Origin of the sequence: Klebsiella sp. CB_Kp196, assembly GCF_040061575.1 — a bacterium.
In the GTDB taxonomy this organism is placed as follows: domain Bacteria; phylum Pseudomonadota; class Gammaproteobacteria; order Enterobacterales; family Enterobacteriaceae; genus Klebsiella; species Klebsiella michiganensis.
Map to the genome: position 1 here is coordinate 115,940 of NZ_JBEAFH010000032.1, position 15,804 is coordinate 131,743.

The window sequence follows — 15,804 nt, forward strand, 5'->3', positions numbered from 1 at the left end:
CCGGGCAAATGACACTATAAAGTTTATTCCATCCACTCAGTGTGGAACACACCCTCTTTATCGGTGCGCTTATAGGTATGCGCGCCGAAATAGTCACGCTGCGCCTGAATCAGGTTAGCAGGCAAGACTGCGGAACGATAGCTATCGTAGTAGGCAATGGCAGCAGAGAATGTCGGAACCGGAATACCATTCTGAACAGCATATGCGACAACATCGCGCAGGGCTTGCTGATAATCATCGGCGATCTGCTTGAAGTATGGCGCCAGCAGCAGGTTGGCAATGCCGGCATTCTGCTCATAGGCATCAGTAATCTTTTGCAGGAACTGAGCACGAATGATACAGCCGGCACGGAAGATTTTCGCGATCTCACCATAGTTCAGATCCCAATGGTATTCATCAGAAGCCGCGCGCAGTTGGGAGAAACCTTGAGCGTAAGAGACGATTTTGCCCAGATACAGAGCACGGCGAACTTTCTCGACGAACTCCGCTTTATCGCCTGCACTCTTAGCCTGCGGTCCAGTAAGAACTTTCGACGCTGCCACACGCTGATCTTTCAGAGAAGAGATGTAGCGAGCGAATACAGATTCAGTGATAAGTGACAGCGGTTCACCGAGGTCAAGAGAGCTCTGGCTGGTCCATTTACCGGTACCTTTGTTTGCTGCCTCATCGAGGATCACGTCGACCAGGTATTTACCCTCTTCATCTTTTTTAGTGAAGATGTCTTTAGTGATGTCAATGAGATAGCTGCTAAGCTCACCTTCATTCCATTCGGTAAAGGTTTGCGCCAGCTCTTCATTAGAAAGCGCCAGACCGCCTTTCAGTAAAGCGTAGGCTTCTGCAATAAGCTGCATATCGCCGTATTCAATACCGTTATGAACCATTTTGACATAATGACCAGCGCCATCGGCACCGATATAGGTTACGCACGGCTCACCGTCTTCAGCGACAGCAGCAATCTGCTTAAGAATTGGAGCGACCAGTTCATAAGCTTCCTTCTGACCGCCAGGCATGATTGAGGGGCCTTTAAGCGCGCCTTCTTCACCGCCGGACACGCCGGTTCCGATGAAGTTAAAGCCTTCAGCAGAAAGCTCACGATTACGACGAATCGTATCCTGGAAGAAGGTATTACCACCATCGATGATGATGTCACCCTTGTCCAGGTAAGGTTTCAGAGAGTCGATGGCACTATCAGTGCCTGCGCCCGCTTTCACCATTAACAGGATACGGCGTGGAGTTTCGAGCGACTCAACAAACTCTTGCACTGTATAATGTGGGACCAGCTTCTTGCCCGGATTCTCGGCAATCACTTCTTCGGTCTTTTCACGGGAGCGGTTGAAAACGGAGACGGTATAACCGCGGCTCTCGATGTTGAGCGCAAGGTTACGCCCCATCACTGCCATACCGACAACCCCGATCTGTTGCTTGGACATTACATACTCCTGTCAGGTGTGGTCACTGCGACAAGCTCGCAGCTTTGTTACATGAAGATTTTAACTCAAAGCAGTACGGTCGCATAGGATAAATATTAACTGCAACTATTCGAAAATTTTTTAACCGATAAAATATATAAAGTTACAATTTGCAGGACTAATATACCCCGCTAACATTAGCCACTCATTCATTAAAAATACAAACATCATCATAAGTGATAATAACATTCACTCAATAGATTTATTTTTCTCAAAATACCCTGAGGAAATAGCCCTGCCTAAAGAAATAAACCTTTTTTCTATAAAGGAAAACGAAACGAGTGATACCAAAACAACCACCAATGTCGACACAGGCATAAATAGAAAGAAATACCATCGTTCAAAAAAAACCATGCATGTTTATATCAAACAAAACAAAAAACAAAGAATAAATAACCACCCCATGCAACAAGTATATACTATAGCTTATTTTACCAAGGATTTTAGAAGAAAACAAACTCAACACGCCAAATAAATCATTACCTAAGACAACCAGCATAAAGAACAAAAAGGCCACAAAGGATATATCGAAATCAAATATTGAACCAGATGAAAAGAATAAATACATCAGCAGAATCAAAGCCACCCAAGAGCATAACTTCGATTCTATAAAAGTCTTAACTTTCTCGTTGCCGCCTAATTTAGTATAAAAAAAGTTTGCCACACCACCATACATTAAAAAATAATATATTTAGTTTCAAAGAAAGGTGTAATATGAATATTATGGAAATATAAAAATATACTACACATTACTAATGCATATATAAGCAATTTATTTTTCAAGAAGAAATATAAAAGCGGAAGGCATAGATAAAACACCCATTCATATTTTAAAGTCCAAGTAACTCCTGCAGTAATCCTTCTCGAATCAGGATAGGAATTTATTTCGTCACCGATAAATAAAAACCATTTAACCACATCTTTAATAAGAATGGGCACTGAAGTATGAAGATGGAATTCGAAAATCAAAAAAGAATAAAAAACGGTAATTAATAAGACAAGTAAATACAACGGCATTATCCTGAAGAAACGTGAAACAAACAATTTCCTCAAGTCTATATCCCCACCTGATATCTTATTAAGAAATAAAAAACAGTTATCATGAAAAATAAGCTAACCGAAGCAACACCTAATTTTTCTATAAAACTAACACCAGGCGAAACCCACTCACCACTTAGCCGCCAAAAAATAAAATATATAATAATGATGAAAAAAAACAAATATTGCCAAAAACCCTCTCAGCCCATCTATATTACCGAATCGACTACCACGCGGAATATCAATTTTAGTAAAGTGACGATTCATTATAGGCAATAAAATTATAGCCATAGCAACTGATAAGAATAATAAGACAAGGAAAACAACCTCATTCATATTTTGTTACCTTAGTTTATTTTTTTATCAATTTAAAGATAATGAAACTTCTAAATATCCGAGAAAGCAAAAATAAAATTATAATGTAGGATATAGCCCCTGCAAAACTAAAACTAAAAAGAAATACAAAACTCACAATGCTTTTAACCGGATAAAATACGCTAAGAACATATAAAAAGATAAGCATACATAACGAAGATATAAAGATTGGTAAAATTTTACCAATGAAAGACAAAAAGCTACTTTCAATAACTTTAAAAAGGAGATACATTACCGGGAAAAAATTGATGATGTTAGCAATAAAATAACAAAAGGCAAAGGTATTTATATCAAATTGTGCACCAATAATAAAAGCGCCAACTTGTAAAAAAGTCCCGAATATTCCTAAACGCATTAGAATATCAGTTCGTCCTTTTGCCATAAAAACGGCACCAGTCGTACTTAGCACTGCTTGTATAATAGCTGTAGGCGCCAACCAACGCAATATTTCAGCAGTTAAGAACCAATTATCTCCAAATACCAAACTTACAAAGGGCACACTATAAAAAGCCAGCCCACTCATTAACGGAGTGGTGATAACTAGGATAACAAAGACACAGTTAAAATAATTACTTGAAATCAAATCATTATTATCTTGATGGCGGCTAAGAACGGGGTACAATGATCTATTGGCTACAAATGTTAAGGTTTGAATAGGGAATAGCATTAATCGATAAGCTAAATTATAACTCCCTAAAATTGTAGCTGACATATATTTTCCAATAATAAAGCTATCAGCATTTCTTGAAAAATAATTAATAAAATTAAACAACGAAAGATTAGCGCTGAATCCAAAAATACCACGTAATTCTTTAAAATCGATGAATGTTTTTATTGAAGGACGCCAGTTTGAAGCTCTCCAGAATTGTATAGCGGACATAAGATTAAGGACTATTGCTTGGCCAACCAAGCTAAATACGCCGTACCCCATATTAGCCATTGTTATTGCAACAATAACAGCTGTTAAAGAAGAGGACACTTCAATAAACGATATAGTTTTAAAATGGGATTTTCTTTCTAGTAACGCGAGATGTGCAGCAGCGCAGCTTGATAAAGGAAAAGTAAGGCTTAATAAGATCAATACTAGAAATAACTTCTCCTGCTCATAAAAGGAAGATATAAATGGAGCAGAAATCATTATTAAAAGGGCTAAAACTAACCCCATAAAAACATTTAGCCAAAAAACAGTATTTATTAATTCAAATGTAATACTTTTCCTTTGAATTATTGCGGCCGACGTCCCTAAATCTCGTAAAAGAATGCCTAGATTAATTATAACCAAAGCCATGGCCATAAGACCATATTCAGCTGGTGGGATTATTTTTGCAAGATAAATTACATTAACAAGCTGGACCAACATTTTAAAAAACTGAGAGAAAGTATTCCACTTAGCATTTGTCAAAACAGACATTCAGAGGCCTCACTTAATAATTTTTAGAGAAAAGAAAAAGCCAAATGGTCTGAGATTATACACGTGGAAAACGCGTGAGAATGACTTTAACATTTTGGATGTCTGCCTCGAATAAATACTCTAATTGACTGAAATAAAATTTTAAAATCACGGGAAAAAATAAGCATCGTTATTTTTTTTATAAAATAGAAATAATTAAACATACTTGGATAACATCTAGTAGAGATTGCAAGGTCGAATAATCGTTCTTTTTTTCTAAATACATTATCTGAACCTTCGGTCCGTGATAAAGAATGTAAAAGATATGATGAAACACAGATCTTAATTTTCTTATTTCTAGTTATTCTTTTGAAGAAACTAGTATCAACGCCATAAAAAGCAAATCTTTCGTCAAAAATATTTTTACCAAGCAACATTTTTGAAAATATTGAATTATTAATCACCAATCCAGAACTGATTGAGAGAATATTATGCATAGAACTAATGTCGCCATCAGTTTTGATAGGTATACCATTTGAAATAGGATAGTACTGTTCGTCGTTATTGTAAGATAAAATCTTAGGTATTATGAGATCAAATTGATATTTATGAACATCAACTTGAAGTAATTTCATATAGTCACAATTAATCTCGGTATCATCGTCAAGAATAACGTAGAATGAAGATTCAACTCCATTAAGGAATTTATTATAGATTTTACTCAAGGGAGAATTAGTAATATCATCAACGATATTTACATAAGCAAATTTTTTTCTCAATTTCGTTAAAATCACCTCATCCTTTTCAACTCTATCAGGACCGTTATTGTAAATAAGTAATGAATCAAATTTGAATTCGAATTCTAATAATGATGTTAATGTCTTAGAATCGATCAACTCTTTCCCATAAATAACCACAACAATAGATATATTATCCATAAATTATTTTCTTTTAAATGATAGAGGTTTCAACAGTAACATTTTCTTAATTAAGCTCTTTGCTTTTTTTATTAAAAAAATACGAGTCTTAAACGAAAAAACAAAATATGATGCTTGAATAAAAGATAGAAATGGCTTTTCTGTGTAGGTATATAAACCAAGGTATTCCTGTAAGGAAGGTGTCACTTTTAAAACAAAGGGACCATCACCTATATTTTCTGACGCCCATACAAACTTTTCATCATACACATCAATAAACTTAACGTTTTTATTTTTCTTTATTTCTAACACATCATCTAAATTTTTATGAGGAAGATTTGTTTTATTCAGAACAACTAAGGAAAGCTCATTACTACCAAATAGAAAATTTAAAGGCAACGTCCCATTGACACAGGCGATTCGTTCAGCGAGATTCCAGAGTAAAATCTGCTCACTAAATGACATTTTTTCAGGAGAGATTGATTGAAAGCCAGACATAACAAAAGCTTCTTCAATATATTTCTCACCCAATTCTTTTTTAGATGCATCCGAAAAAAGTGATCTTGAAAGATAGAACGATTTCCCAATAAATCTACGCTTAGTTTCAATTTCTGATTTAGCTAACACACGCTCAGATATAGTCTTGAATAAATTCAAATAATGTTCATTGTAATAACTTTCTGTACGAGAAAACTCAGGAATTATTATTTTTTTAAAACGAGTTGGTATTGTAATTTTCCGTATTTTTGCTTCATCGACACCTAGTAATTTAAAAAACTCAATATAATTTGAATCAATTATATTATTATGACTAATATAAACAATCTCTTCTCCTCTATAATTATCGATTAAATACCACATTCTACTTAAGAAATCTAAGAGAAAATGTCCCCAATGTTTATAAAAGAAACCAAACCAAATGACCTCCTTGTTTTCGTATTGAACAATAGACTCATCATATTCATATTTACCTCCGAAAGAGATCCATTTCATATAAAGGCCAGAATCATAAATAAAATCGCGGTTAAAATCAATTACTCCGCCCTCCCCCCAACTTTTAGGCATGTAATTCTTCTTACAAGGAAGAACTATTGCTTCATTATAAACTTTAAAATTAATCTCATTTTTATGTAGCATATTATATTACTCGAGAGGAAATGAATAGAATAACAACATTGTCAATAACTATCTCTATCATGTTTAATCCACGTCCCATCTGCATTTATTTGATATAAATATTTATTATAATCAGACTGCGAGTATTCTATTAAAGTCACAGGTGATTTATATAAGCCTTCCCACATTTTTGCTAAGAGAATTTGATCTCTTTGAAGATAAATATCGAACAAAAAAATATTAATAGTACAATAAAAAATTAAAAACAAATTTCTGAAAGATATTAAACTATAATTTTTCTCTAACATTATAAGAAGAAATCTTGTGATTAGAAAAAAATTGCATAACGCAATGAATCTTCCAAAACCAGTGACAGAAGATGCTGCAAGGAATATAGCCATGCAGGATATTCCTGTAAAATTATCTATTTTATATTTAAAGTTTTTATCTAATACAAAAGACAACAATAAAACCCCAAAGAACAAATAAACAATCATAGATAAGAATAGCGCATTATAATTGCTATTTTGTCTGGCATACATACCATCTACATAAATTGAAGAATGGTCCGCTATACCCCAGAAATTAATACTTGATAAGACCAATGGCAAAACAGCGGTACTAAGCAAATAAAAGAAAATACAAACAGGAATAATAATTTTTTTATTTTTAATTTGATATAAATTGTTTAATACAATAACAGGCAGGAAAAACAGCATGGAGAAATGCATGAATATTGACATACATATTAACACAATACCAACCTTCCTGGAGTTATAGATATAATATACTACACCTGCCACCATCCAAATCATTGCCATTCCATACCGTATACCAGCAGCCCAGTTTAAGATATTTAATGTAGATATAAACACTATATGAGCTAAAATGAATTTACGTACGCTGTAACAAGTTACCTCCTTAGTGATAATAAGTCCAAATGCAGCCAATGAAAAATATACCATTAAAAAAGAATATAAAGCCGGAATAAAGAAAAAATCAACGCCTACTTTTTTCGCACAATATGCTGTTAAGTAAAATAAAATATCATTCCCAGAATTTAACACTCCAGAAAAGGAATAAATACTTTGATATTGAAGATATCTAAAATATGAATCAGAGAATGGCGGATATCTGATCATGAAGAAAAAATAAAAAAGTGCCATTATAAAGTAAACACGATTATTATTTTTATTGGGTTTCAATGCCAAAAATGAAGTAAAAAAACCTAAAATAGGCAATATGAATAATAACAAAAATGACCAAAATGATATAACAAATTTCTTATTCATGTAATCCACCAAGGAAAATATAAAACCTGTCGATAAATTATGACACTCTTCTACTTCTTATTTTAGCCACAACCCTATCTAATGAGGAGAATTTTTTTCTTAACAAATATTTTGACAACTCAATAAGAGTTTTGCTTGACAGACATTTATTTAAATCCCTAAGACATAAAGAGTCATTCCTATTAATAATATCACGTAAGTAAAGTGATTTTAATTGTTCATTTGATAGTGCATTTTTATGCTTAGTAATAAACTTGATATAACCTAAATGTGCATTTCCTCCCGTGGTAATACGCTTCCGTTCACTACTAACATTCATTATATATGATGCGTTTTCCAGCCTATAACATGGTCCAAATTTTTTAATCATTCTAAACCACATATCATAATCTTGCCAGGCAGGAAAACTCTCATCAAAACCACCAACCTCTAAAAACATATTGCGTGGTGCAAATACTTGATTACCGATAACATTTTTAAACCCCATATCACTCAGAGTGACTTCCTCTTCAATACTGTTATCTCGCTTATAAAATTCCCCATTAAAAAACAACAATCCTGATGTTAAAAATTCATTCCTTGTTTTTGAAACATAACTGACAAAGCTATCTATTCTATCTTTTGTAAATTCATCGTCATCATCCAAGCCCGTAATATAATCACCCTTGGCTATTTTTATACATTTATTGCGACTATAGCATGCACCATATGGCTGATCATTTTTTAAATACACCACCCTTTTGTTTGAATTAGCACGTATAATAGTCTGGACAACTTCTTCCGTATCATCTGTTGAACCATCATCACATATTAGAATTTCAATATTTTTATATGACTGATTCAGCACCGACTCGACAGCTTTCTTCAATAAACATGAGCGATTATGAGTGGGTATATATATAGAAACTAAAGGATTCTTCATTTAAATTTCCCGTTACAAAGCCAACTAACTAATTATAACAACCCGGTTATCTATATTGCATTTTTCAAAATCATCAACTATATTTTTGATAGAATACCCAGCTTTCCTATGGATGCTGTCATCAACGACATCGTGAGTGATCAGATAATATTTTCCTTTACCTTGAGTATGTTTAGCTACGCACTCTTCCATAATACAATCAGGTCCAAGCAATCCAATTTCGATGCCATCGAAGACCTGTAGATTATTAGTTACGTTACATCTAAGCATCTTTACGTTACGACTAAATTTAGATACTAACCCATGTGAACCATTATTTGAAGCAGTGCAATTTATAAAAAAATTCCCTCCACCTTGAGAGATGAATCCTGTTCTACGATTATTCTCAGAAATACAATTGAACACTAAAATGTTAGAAGGTATGTGAATAAATTCACCACTGCCGAAGACATTTTGTAGATCAAACCCATCGTAGCCTTGTCCGGAAGCATAGCAATTAGAAATTTTCATGTTTTTACAGCAACAATTTGTATTTGTCCAACTTCTTTTTACATATTGAGCTGTCTTAAATCCTGACTCGCCATTACCGATAAACTTACAATTGTCAATTTGAACATCGTCGGAACCACTTATAAAAAGCCCGTTATTACGGCACTCATAAAATATACTATTGGTAATTCGATGCCCTTTGCCTCGAGCGAATTCATATTTATTTATTTTATTCTTATATCCCCAAAGTAAGGGGTCTCTCGTTCCATTCAAGATTGCGCACCCTCCCATATGCGCCCCCCCTTTAATCTTACATGCATCAATTCTAACATTGTCAAAACCTGCAATTATTATGTTACCATAATAGGTAGTAACATTTTCGATCTTAAGACTATCAAGCACTTCTCCATTTGAGCTTCTAAATACTAACGCGCAACCAATTTTCTGATCCAAAAATGTCTGTTCGATATTGGTTGCTTCATTATCGAATGGCATGCGCCCATTACCTAGCCTGCCTTTTTGCTTAATAGCCCAATCTTCAGAGTAGGTAATAGTAAATGGTGTTGTTTTTGTTCTTAATATGCCGCCCTTCCATTTACTCCCAGCACCATCTATCACCTCTAAAAAATCACTATCACTAATTATTGTAGCGCCAGTTGCATTAATATTTACCCGCCCTGTCACTGTAATTTTTTCATCTAAGAGATATTTTGATGCTTTTAAAAAACGAATATTTTTATTTTCCTGGATCCCAAACTCTATACATTCTTTAACAGATGCGCTGTCATCATCCCTACCATTGCCTTTTGCACCAAAATCCTCGGGGCATATCCAATCTTTAGCCTCTACTTGTGGTTCTGAAGCTCTGGCTGAACCTAAAATGGAGGTTTTATTTGCTAATAAAGAATACAAAAAAGTTTTCAGTAAGAGTCGTCTACTATCATCCATATCACCTCCTGCATAAAATCAAAAATTAGCAAAAAGACATTTAATATTTTTGATGCTTTTGTTTATATAAAATATCATAACGCTGAGACATGATTTTCATATCATAATGCGTATCAAAGCATTGCCTTGCTCTTTCTGATAATAGTACTTTATGCTGGTTAGAATAATACCACTCAAAGGCATTGATTAAAGATTTTTTATTACCTAGTTCATACAGAACCCCAGCTCCTCCTCCATCAGCTTGATACACCTCACTATGAGGTTCTATATTTGAGCATATGTATGATTTCCCCAAACTTAGCCCCTCTAAAAGAGCAAGAGGCATACCTTCTGCTCTAGACGATGAAACGAAACAATCAAAATTAATTACAATTTCTTCTGGATGAGTTATTTTCCCGTAAAAAATAACGTTATTACTTGCGAAGTTACTAGAAAGCTCGTTAAATAATTCCCCATCACCAATTAAATTTAACACGGCATTTTTATGTAGACACCATTCAGTAAAGCCGCTAATTAATTCGACCACATTTTTTCTACGCGACAAGCTTCCTAAATAGTAGAAATGTGTTACATCACTTTTGAAAGGGCGCAAACTAAGCTGACTTGAAGGAACTCCATTAGGTATTGCAACAATATTGTCCATCTTCAACTGAGATTGACAATATCGCTTAACGGAATCAGAACATGCAACTTTAAAGAAGAGTCGAATGGCTTTACTTTGCAAATAATACAGTAAGCCACCTATTATTTTCCCACGTCTATAAATCGAATCAACATCCGGATAATTATGAATGGTTGTTATCTTTCTTATTCCAGACGGAAGCATCCGTGAAAATAAATCTGCTATAATTGTATGGGAATGAATAATATCATAATTATTTTTTTTAATACTTCTAACAAAATGTACAGGTTGCCTTCTTGAGTAAACTATTACTTCCGAATATTTTTTAAACTCATCAATCAACTCACCGTCACCCAATGCAGCCACATGCACGCAATAAATATTTAAATCTAAACCTTTAATTAAACTTAGGCACATATTTACTGGTCCGGCGTTACTTAAATCCGGAAGAAGGTAAAGTAATTTTATTTTTTTCAAAGAAACCTCACACCCCTGACATTTTGAACATGATTTAATTAAATAAATTTAAATAATCTATTTTACATTAAAGATTAATTTTGAACACCAAAAAAAATTTATAAAAACTATGGGATATTATTGATTCCAATATTTTTTGTGCATACTTAAAAATTTAAGCCAGCGATGTGGTAAATATTTATATTTCTGACCTAACTTATAACCTAGTATTTTCATAGAATTGTTAATAATTGCAAGTGGAATCCACAAAGGACTTTTATTCAATAGAAAAGATAACTCAGATATGATAAATTTTTTACCTTCCCCGCCAGCTCCTCCAAAGTTGTTTCGAATCCATGGTTCGCATACATGAAAAACACCAATATCAAAATACCGTTTAAATTCCTCTATTGGTGTATAATTATGCGAATGCCGTACTTTCGCATCAGCTACATACGCTACTTTATATCCGTGTAACAATGCTTTTGCTGCAAAAAACATGTCTTCGCATAGAATTGTATTCGAAGGAAACCCACCTATTTCCACAAATACTGACAATCTGTAAGCTGAAAATGAGTTCGACATAAATACCGATTTCAATCCCATTTTAGGCACATCATCATTTCCACATATATAGCTTTTACTGGGATAATTAAAATACCTTGCATGGGCTGCAATGGGATTGGCATCAATGTGTGGTAGTTGACAACCGTACGCACAGGCGATGCTTGGATCTTTTAAAACTGTAATAATATTATCAATAAACCCAGGCTCCGGAATTGCATCTTGTGTAAGGAAAATCACTATATCATATTTATTAATGAATTTATAAACAGCAAGATTTCGTGTGCCACCATGATTAAATTCATGACCTCCAATAGTCACAATATCAAAACCAGCATCTCTTGCAACTGCGGCGGTATCATCGGTACTAGATGAATCAATTACATGAACAAAAGTATTAGTTGGTGCATTTTTCTTTATTTCCGAAACAACTTTCTTCCAAATACCACCACCATTATAGGATGGTATAGCGACATAATAATTCATATCGAATACTCTTTATGAAGCAATTTTTATATTATTAATATGCGCCATCTTTCTTCAATACCACAGTAATGGTTTTGAAAAGTATGGCGATATCATTCCACATAGACCAGTTTTTGACATACCAAGCATCTAAATATACGCGAGTATCGTAATCCACATCACTCCGCCCACTCACTTGCCAAAGTCCAGTCATTCCAGGCTTACTCAATAAATAGTATGCAACTTCGTCATTATAGCGTTCCAACTCTGCGGTAATTATAGGCCTGGGCCCCACCAAACTCATTTCACCCTTTAGCACATTAAAAAGCTGGGGCAACTCATCCAAGCTAGTTCGTCTAAGAAGTTCACCAATGTTTGTAATACGTGGATCTTTTTTTAATTTAAACGTTAGTTCCCATTCATTCCTTGCCGCCACATCCGTTACAAGTAAATTCTCAAGGACTTCTTTCGAATTCACAACCATCGAACGAAATTTGAGGCATTTAAACGATCTGCCATTTTTACCAACTCTTTCATGACCATAAATCGCTGGACCACCATCTTTCTTAACTTTATATGAAATGTATAAAAGCAGGGGTGATAATAGTAAAATAATAGATAATGAGCCAAAGATATCAAAAATACGCTTTATTATCCTAGATGATAATTTAGCTAAGTTATGTTGTACACGAAAGATCATAACTTCATGACTAAAAATAAATGACATATCTGTACTATCAAGTGGAACTCCTCTCAATGTAGGAATAACAGAGACATATCTATAGCCTTTAATCATAAATTCGCGAAGCCAATTATTACGGATCTCACTTTGATTTGACTCAACAGCTACAATAAATTGCGTTCTTTTGTCTACAGAATTTAACCAATTTAGATCTGTCTTTGTTATGGAAATGCCATTTATATCACTTATCCCATGTTGATCATCATGACTACTATCGATAAACCCGATGATTTTTAACCCTAAGTTCTTTTCACTATAAATAGCTTTATAAGCCTCTATGGCGTTTTTACCATTTCCAATTATCCACGTATCTCTTAACCAAAAACCCAGTTTATTGAGTATCCACTTTGTCCCAATTCTTGCAAGAGGTACTAATAATACAGCCAACAACCAAGTGAGAAGCCATACATATCGCGAAAAATACCATTTTGCAAAAGCCATTATTGCCATTTCAATAACTGCAAAGATAATTAATGTTCGTAAAATTTCTTTCAGCTCATACCAAAATGTTTTCCGATAAAAATAGTGTCTTAGACGAATGCCATACCACGCAATACAGCACAATCCTAACAAAAGATGCAACACGATCCACGAATCAACCTGACTACCAGGTACTCGCTCGTTAAAATTATTCATCGATACTGAAAGTATACCAAGCGCCAAATAAAGCGAAAGCACAAAGCTGATAAAATCAGATAAGGCTAAGGCTATAGTGCAGCCGATATTTTTCGTCAAATGCGTCATAGATCCCTCTGCCTTGTTTAGACAAATTTGTCATAATCATATTTACGGGTAATAAATTACAGGCTCATAAATCCGAGCCTGTTTTAGTCAAATTTTATTTTTTTTCTTCGTATGAATATCCATAATGATTATAACCATAACCGTAATAGCTGCTGGCTTTTTTGACTACACCATTAAGTATACATCCTTTTATTGTAATACCACTTTGATCGAAACGTTTTACACTTACCATCAACTCTTTAGGTGTATTGACTTCAAATCTTGCAACTAATAGTGTTGTTCCAGCATAGCGTCCAATAATAGCTGCGTCAGTTACTGCAAGAATTGGTGGTGTATCAATGATAACCAATTCGTACTCTTGACTTACCTGCTTTAATAAGCTTTCAAACCGTGGATGCATTAATAGCTCTGCTGGGTTTGGAGGAATAGCCCCGCGACCTATATAATCAAAACCACCATCCTTAAATTTTTTAATTGTATTTTCTAATGAGACTTGCCCTGAAAGAACATCTGATAAGCCATGCTCATTTTTACCACCAAACATTTTATGAACATACCCTTTTCGCAAATCGGCATCAATAAATAATACCTTTTTGCCAGTCAGTGCTATTGTGGCTGCTAAATTAGTACTGATAAATGTTTTACCGGCATTAGGACTTGCACCAGAAATCATCAGAATATTATTTTTCGCCTCCATCATAGCAAAGTGAAGACTTGTACGAAGCCCTCGAATAGCTTCCACCGATAAATCTGCTGGATTCTCAACAGCTAATAATATATCAGACTCTTTTTTATTCAGCTTATTTTTACCAAGGTTTTTACTTAACCACTCAGAAACCGGAACACTCGCATAGACATTAATCCCCATGTCTTCTAACTGTTCAGGAGATTCAATACCCCGTCTCAGGAAGACGCGTAATAAAACTAACCCTACGGAGAATAATAATCCCAAGATAAAGCCTATAGCAACAACCAATGGTTTATTAGGCTTAATAGGTTTTGGCTCGCTTACTGCATTATCTATAATTCTAACATTACCAATAGCACTGGATTTTGAGATATTCAACTCTTGTTGACGATTAAGCAATTGAAGATAAACAGCCCTACCTGACTCTACATCTCGGCTTAACCGCAAAACCTCTTGCTGCGTTGATGGCATCGAACTAACTCTTTTATTAAGTTTTGATTTTTCATTTTGCAGGGTTTGCCGTTTTTCCATTAAGGCTTTGTATGTTGGATGCTCTTTTGTATATAACTGAGATATTTCAGCTTCTCGAAATGTTATTTCATTCAGCTGATTATCAACATTTACTATCTGATCTAATACTGATTTAGCTTCCATCGTTAAGTCAACAGAATCTCTTTGCTTACGATATGCATTAAGCTTGTCTTCGGCAAGATCTAGATCTGTTCTAACTTTAGGCAACTGCTCATTAAGGAAATCTAAACTTTTTGCATCTTGTGCAGCTTGCCTAGCAACGTTTTGAGCTAGATAGTTCTGACTTATGCTATCTAATATTTTTGTTATTTGATCTGGGTCATCACCTGTCATTGTTAATGTTAACATTCCAGTATCTTTCCCTTGATCGGCAACGCCAAAAGCACTTTGAAGTATATTCATTGCCTTAAGGCGCGTCATATAATTTACAATGAAACGGCTGCCTGGTTCAGCGTCAATAGCTGTAACTAATATCGAATTTCCATTTTTTTCAATTAGTTGCCCAACTTTACCACGAAATTTTACCCCATCACCTTCAACTTCATAAGTGTCTTTATCAATTATAGTTAAAGTAATCTCAGGGATTTCACCCTCATTATTCTCATGTAAATAAAGATTTTTTATTTCAACATTACCGAATTTACTCCCCATTATCCGCGCTATCCCTTTACCTACTAGCGGGAAAAATTTCTGTCTAATATGCGTTTGTAAACCTAAGTCATCAACCGTCTTCCCTAATATCATTCTGGACTGTAGTAATGACATTTCAGGAGCTGACTGAGGTTGGCTATCAGGTAATATTTGACTTAGATTACTTAAAATCGTGTTACCTTGCTTCTGTTCAACCTGTATCAAAGCATTTGCTTGGTAGATTGGAGTTGCTAACAAAGCATAAAACACTGCAATTACAGTAAAGCCCGCAGTTATTGCGACTATTAATTTTCGATGATCGATTAACTCACCAATTAAACGACCTAAGTCAATATCATCAGATTCAACTGGCGAAGGTTTATTATTCATTACTGATGTCATACCT

Annotated in this window: 12 protein-coding genes; all 12 read right to left on the bottom strand. The window is 34.4% G+C overall.

Annotation, left to right across the window (positions count from 1 at the left end; all coding sequences use genetic code 11):
• Positions 1 to 23: 23 nt before the first annotated feature.
• On the bottom strand, positions 24 to 1,430 hold the full coding sequence (gene gndA / locus ABLU87_RS06295) for an NADP-dependent phosphogluconate dehydrogenase (protein WP_014838945.1): 1,407 nt from the start codon (positions 1,428 to 1,430) through the stop codon (positions 24 to 26).
• 1,206 nt (positions 1,431 to 2,636) lie between these two features.
• Positions 2,637 to 2,843: a hypothetical protein gene (locus ABLU87_RS06300; RefSeq protein ID WP_103814530.1), complete on the bottom strand. Its 207-nt coding sequence runs from the start codon at positions 2,841 to 2,843 to the stop codon at positions 2,637 to 2,639.
• Positions 2,844 to 2,859: 16 nt separating this feature from the next.
• Positions 2,860 to 4,293, bottom strand: coding sequence for a lipopolysaccharide biosynthesis protein (locus tag ABLU87_RS06305; RefSeq protein ID WP_103814532.1), 1,434 nt, complete (start codon positions 4,291 to 4,293; stop codon positions 2,860 to 2,862).
• Between the two features lie 86 nt (positions 4,294 to 4,379).
• The gene (locus tag ABLU87_RS06310; RefSeq protein ID WP_103814534.1) at positions 4,380 to 5,210 is read right to left on the bottom strand and encodes a hypothetical protein; all 831 of its coding nucleotides are present in this window, start codon (positions 5,208 to 5,210) and stop codon (positions 4,380 to 4,382) included.
• A 3-nt stretch (positions 5,211 to 5,213) separates the two neighbouring features.
• On the bottom strand, positions 5,214 to 6,254 hold the full coding sequence (locus tag ABLU87_RS06315; protein WP_227633054.1) for a glycosyltransferase 61 family protein: 1,041 nt from the start codon (positions 6,252 to 6,254) through the stop codon (positions 5,214 to 5,216).
• A gap of 113 nt (positions 6,255 to 6,367) precedes the next feature.
• Complete coding sequence (locus ABLU87_RS06320) at positions 6,368 to 7,597, bottom strand: EpsG family protein (protein WP_103814538.1); 1,230 nt, start codon at positions 7,595 to 7,597, stop codon at positions 6,368 to 6,370.
• Positions 7,598 to 7,634: 37 nt separating this feature from the next.
• Positions 7,635 to 8,519: a glycosyltransferase gene (locus ABLU87_RS06325; protein WP_103814540.1), complete on the bottom strand. Its 885-nt coding sequence runs from the start codon at positions 8,517 to 8,519 to the stop codon at positions 7,635 to 7,637.
• Positions 8,520 to 8,543: 24 nt separating this feature from the next.
• Positions 8,544 to 9,956 (bottom strand): right-handed parallel beta-helix repeat-containing protein, encoded by a 1,413-nt coding sequence (locus ABLU87_RS06330; protein WP_103814542.1) that lies wholly within the window; start codon positions 9,954 to 9,956, stop codon positions 8,544 to 8,546.
• 40 nt (positions 9,957 to 9,996) lie between these two features.
• Entirely contained in the window at positions 9,997 to 11,055 is a 1,059-nt protein-coding gene (locus tag ABLU87_RS06335) for a glycosyltransferase family 4 protein (protein WP_133163265.1), read from the bottom strand.
• Between the two features lie 117 nt (positions 11,056 to 11,172).
• Positions 11,173 to 12,084, bottom strand: coding sequence for a glycosyltransferase (locus ABLU87_RS06340; RefSeq protein WP_103814545.1), 912 nt, complete (start codon positions 12,082 to 12,084; stop codon positions 11,173 to 11,175).
• Between the two features lie 34 nt (positions 12,085 to 12,118).
• Positions 12,119 to 13,549, bottom strand: coding sequence for an undecaprenyl-phosphate galactose phosphotransferase WbaP (wbaP, locus tag ABLU87_RS06345; RefSeq protein ID WP_103814547.1), 1,431 nt, complete (start codon positions 13,547 to 13,549; stop codon positions 12,119 to 12,121).
• A gap of 94 nt (positions 13,550 to 13,643) precedes the next feature.
• Positions 13,644 to 15,800: a polysaccharide biosynthesis tyrosine autokinase gene (locus ABLU87_RS06350; protein WP_103814549.1), complete on the bottom strand. Its 2,157-nt coding sequence runs from the start codon at positions 15,798 to 15,800 to the stop codon at positions 13,644 to 13,646.
• Between the last annotated feature and the right edge of the window lie 4 nt (positions 15,801 to 15,804).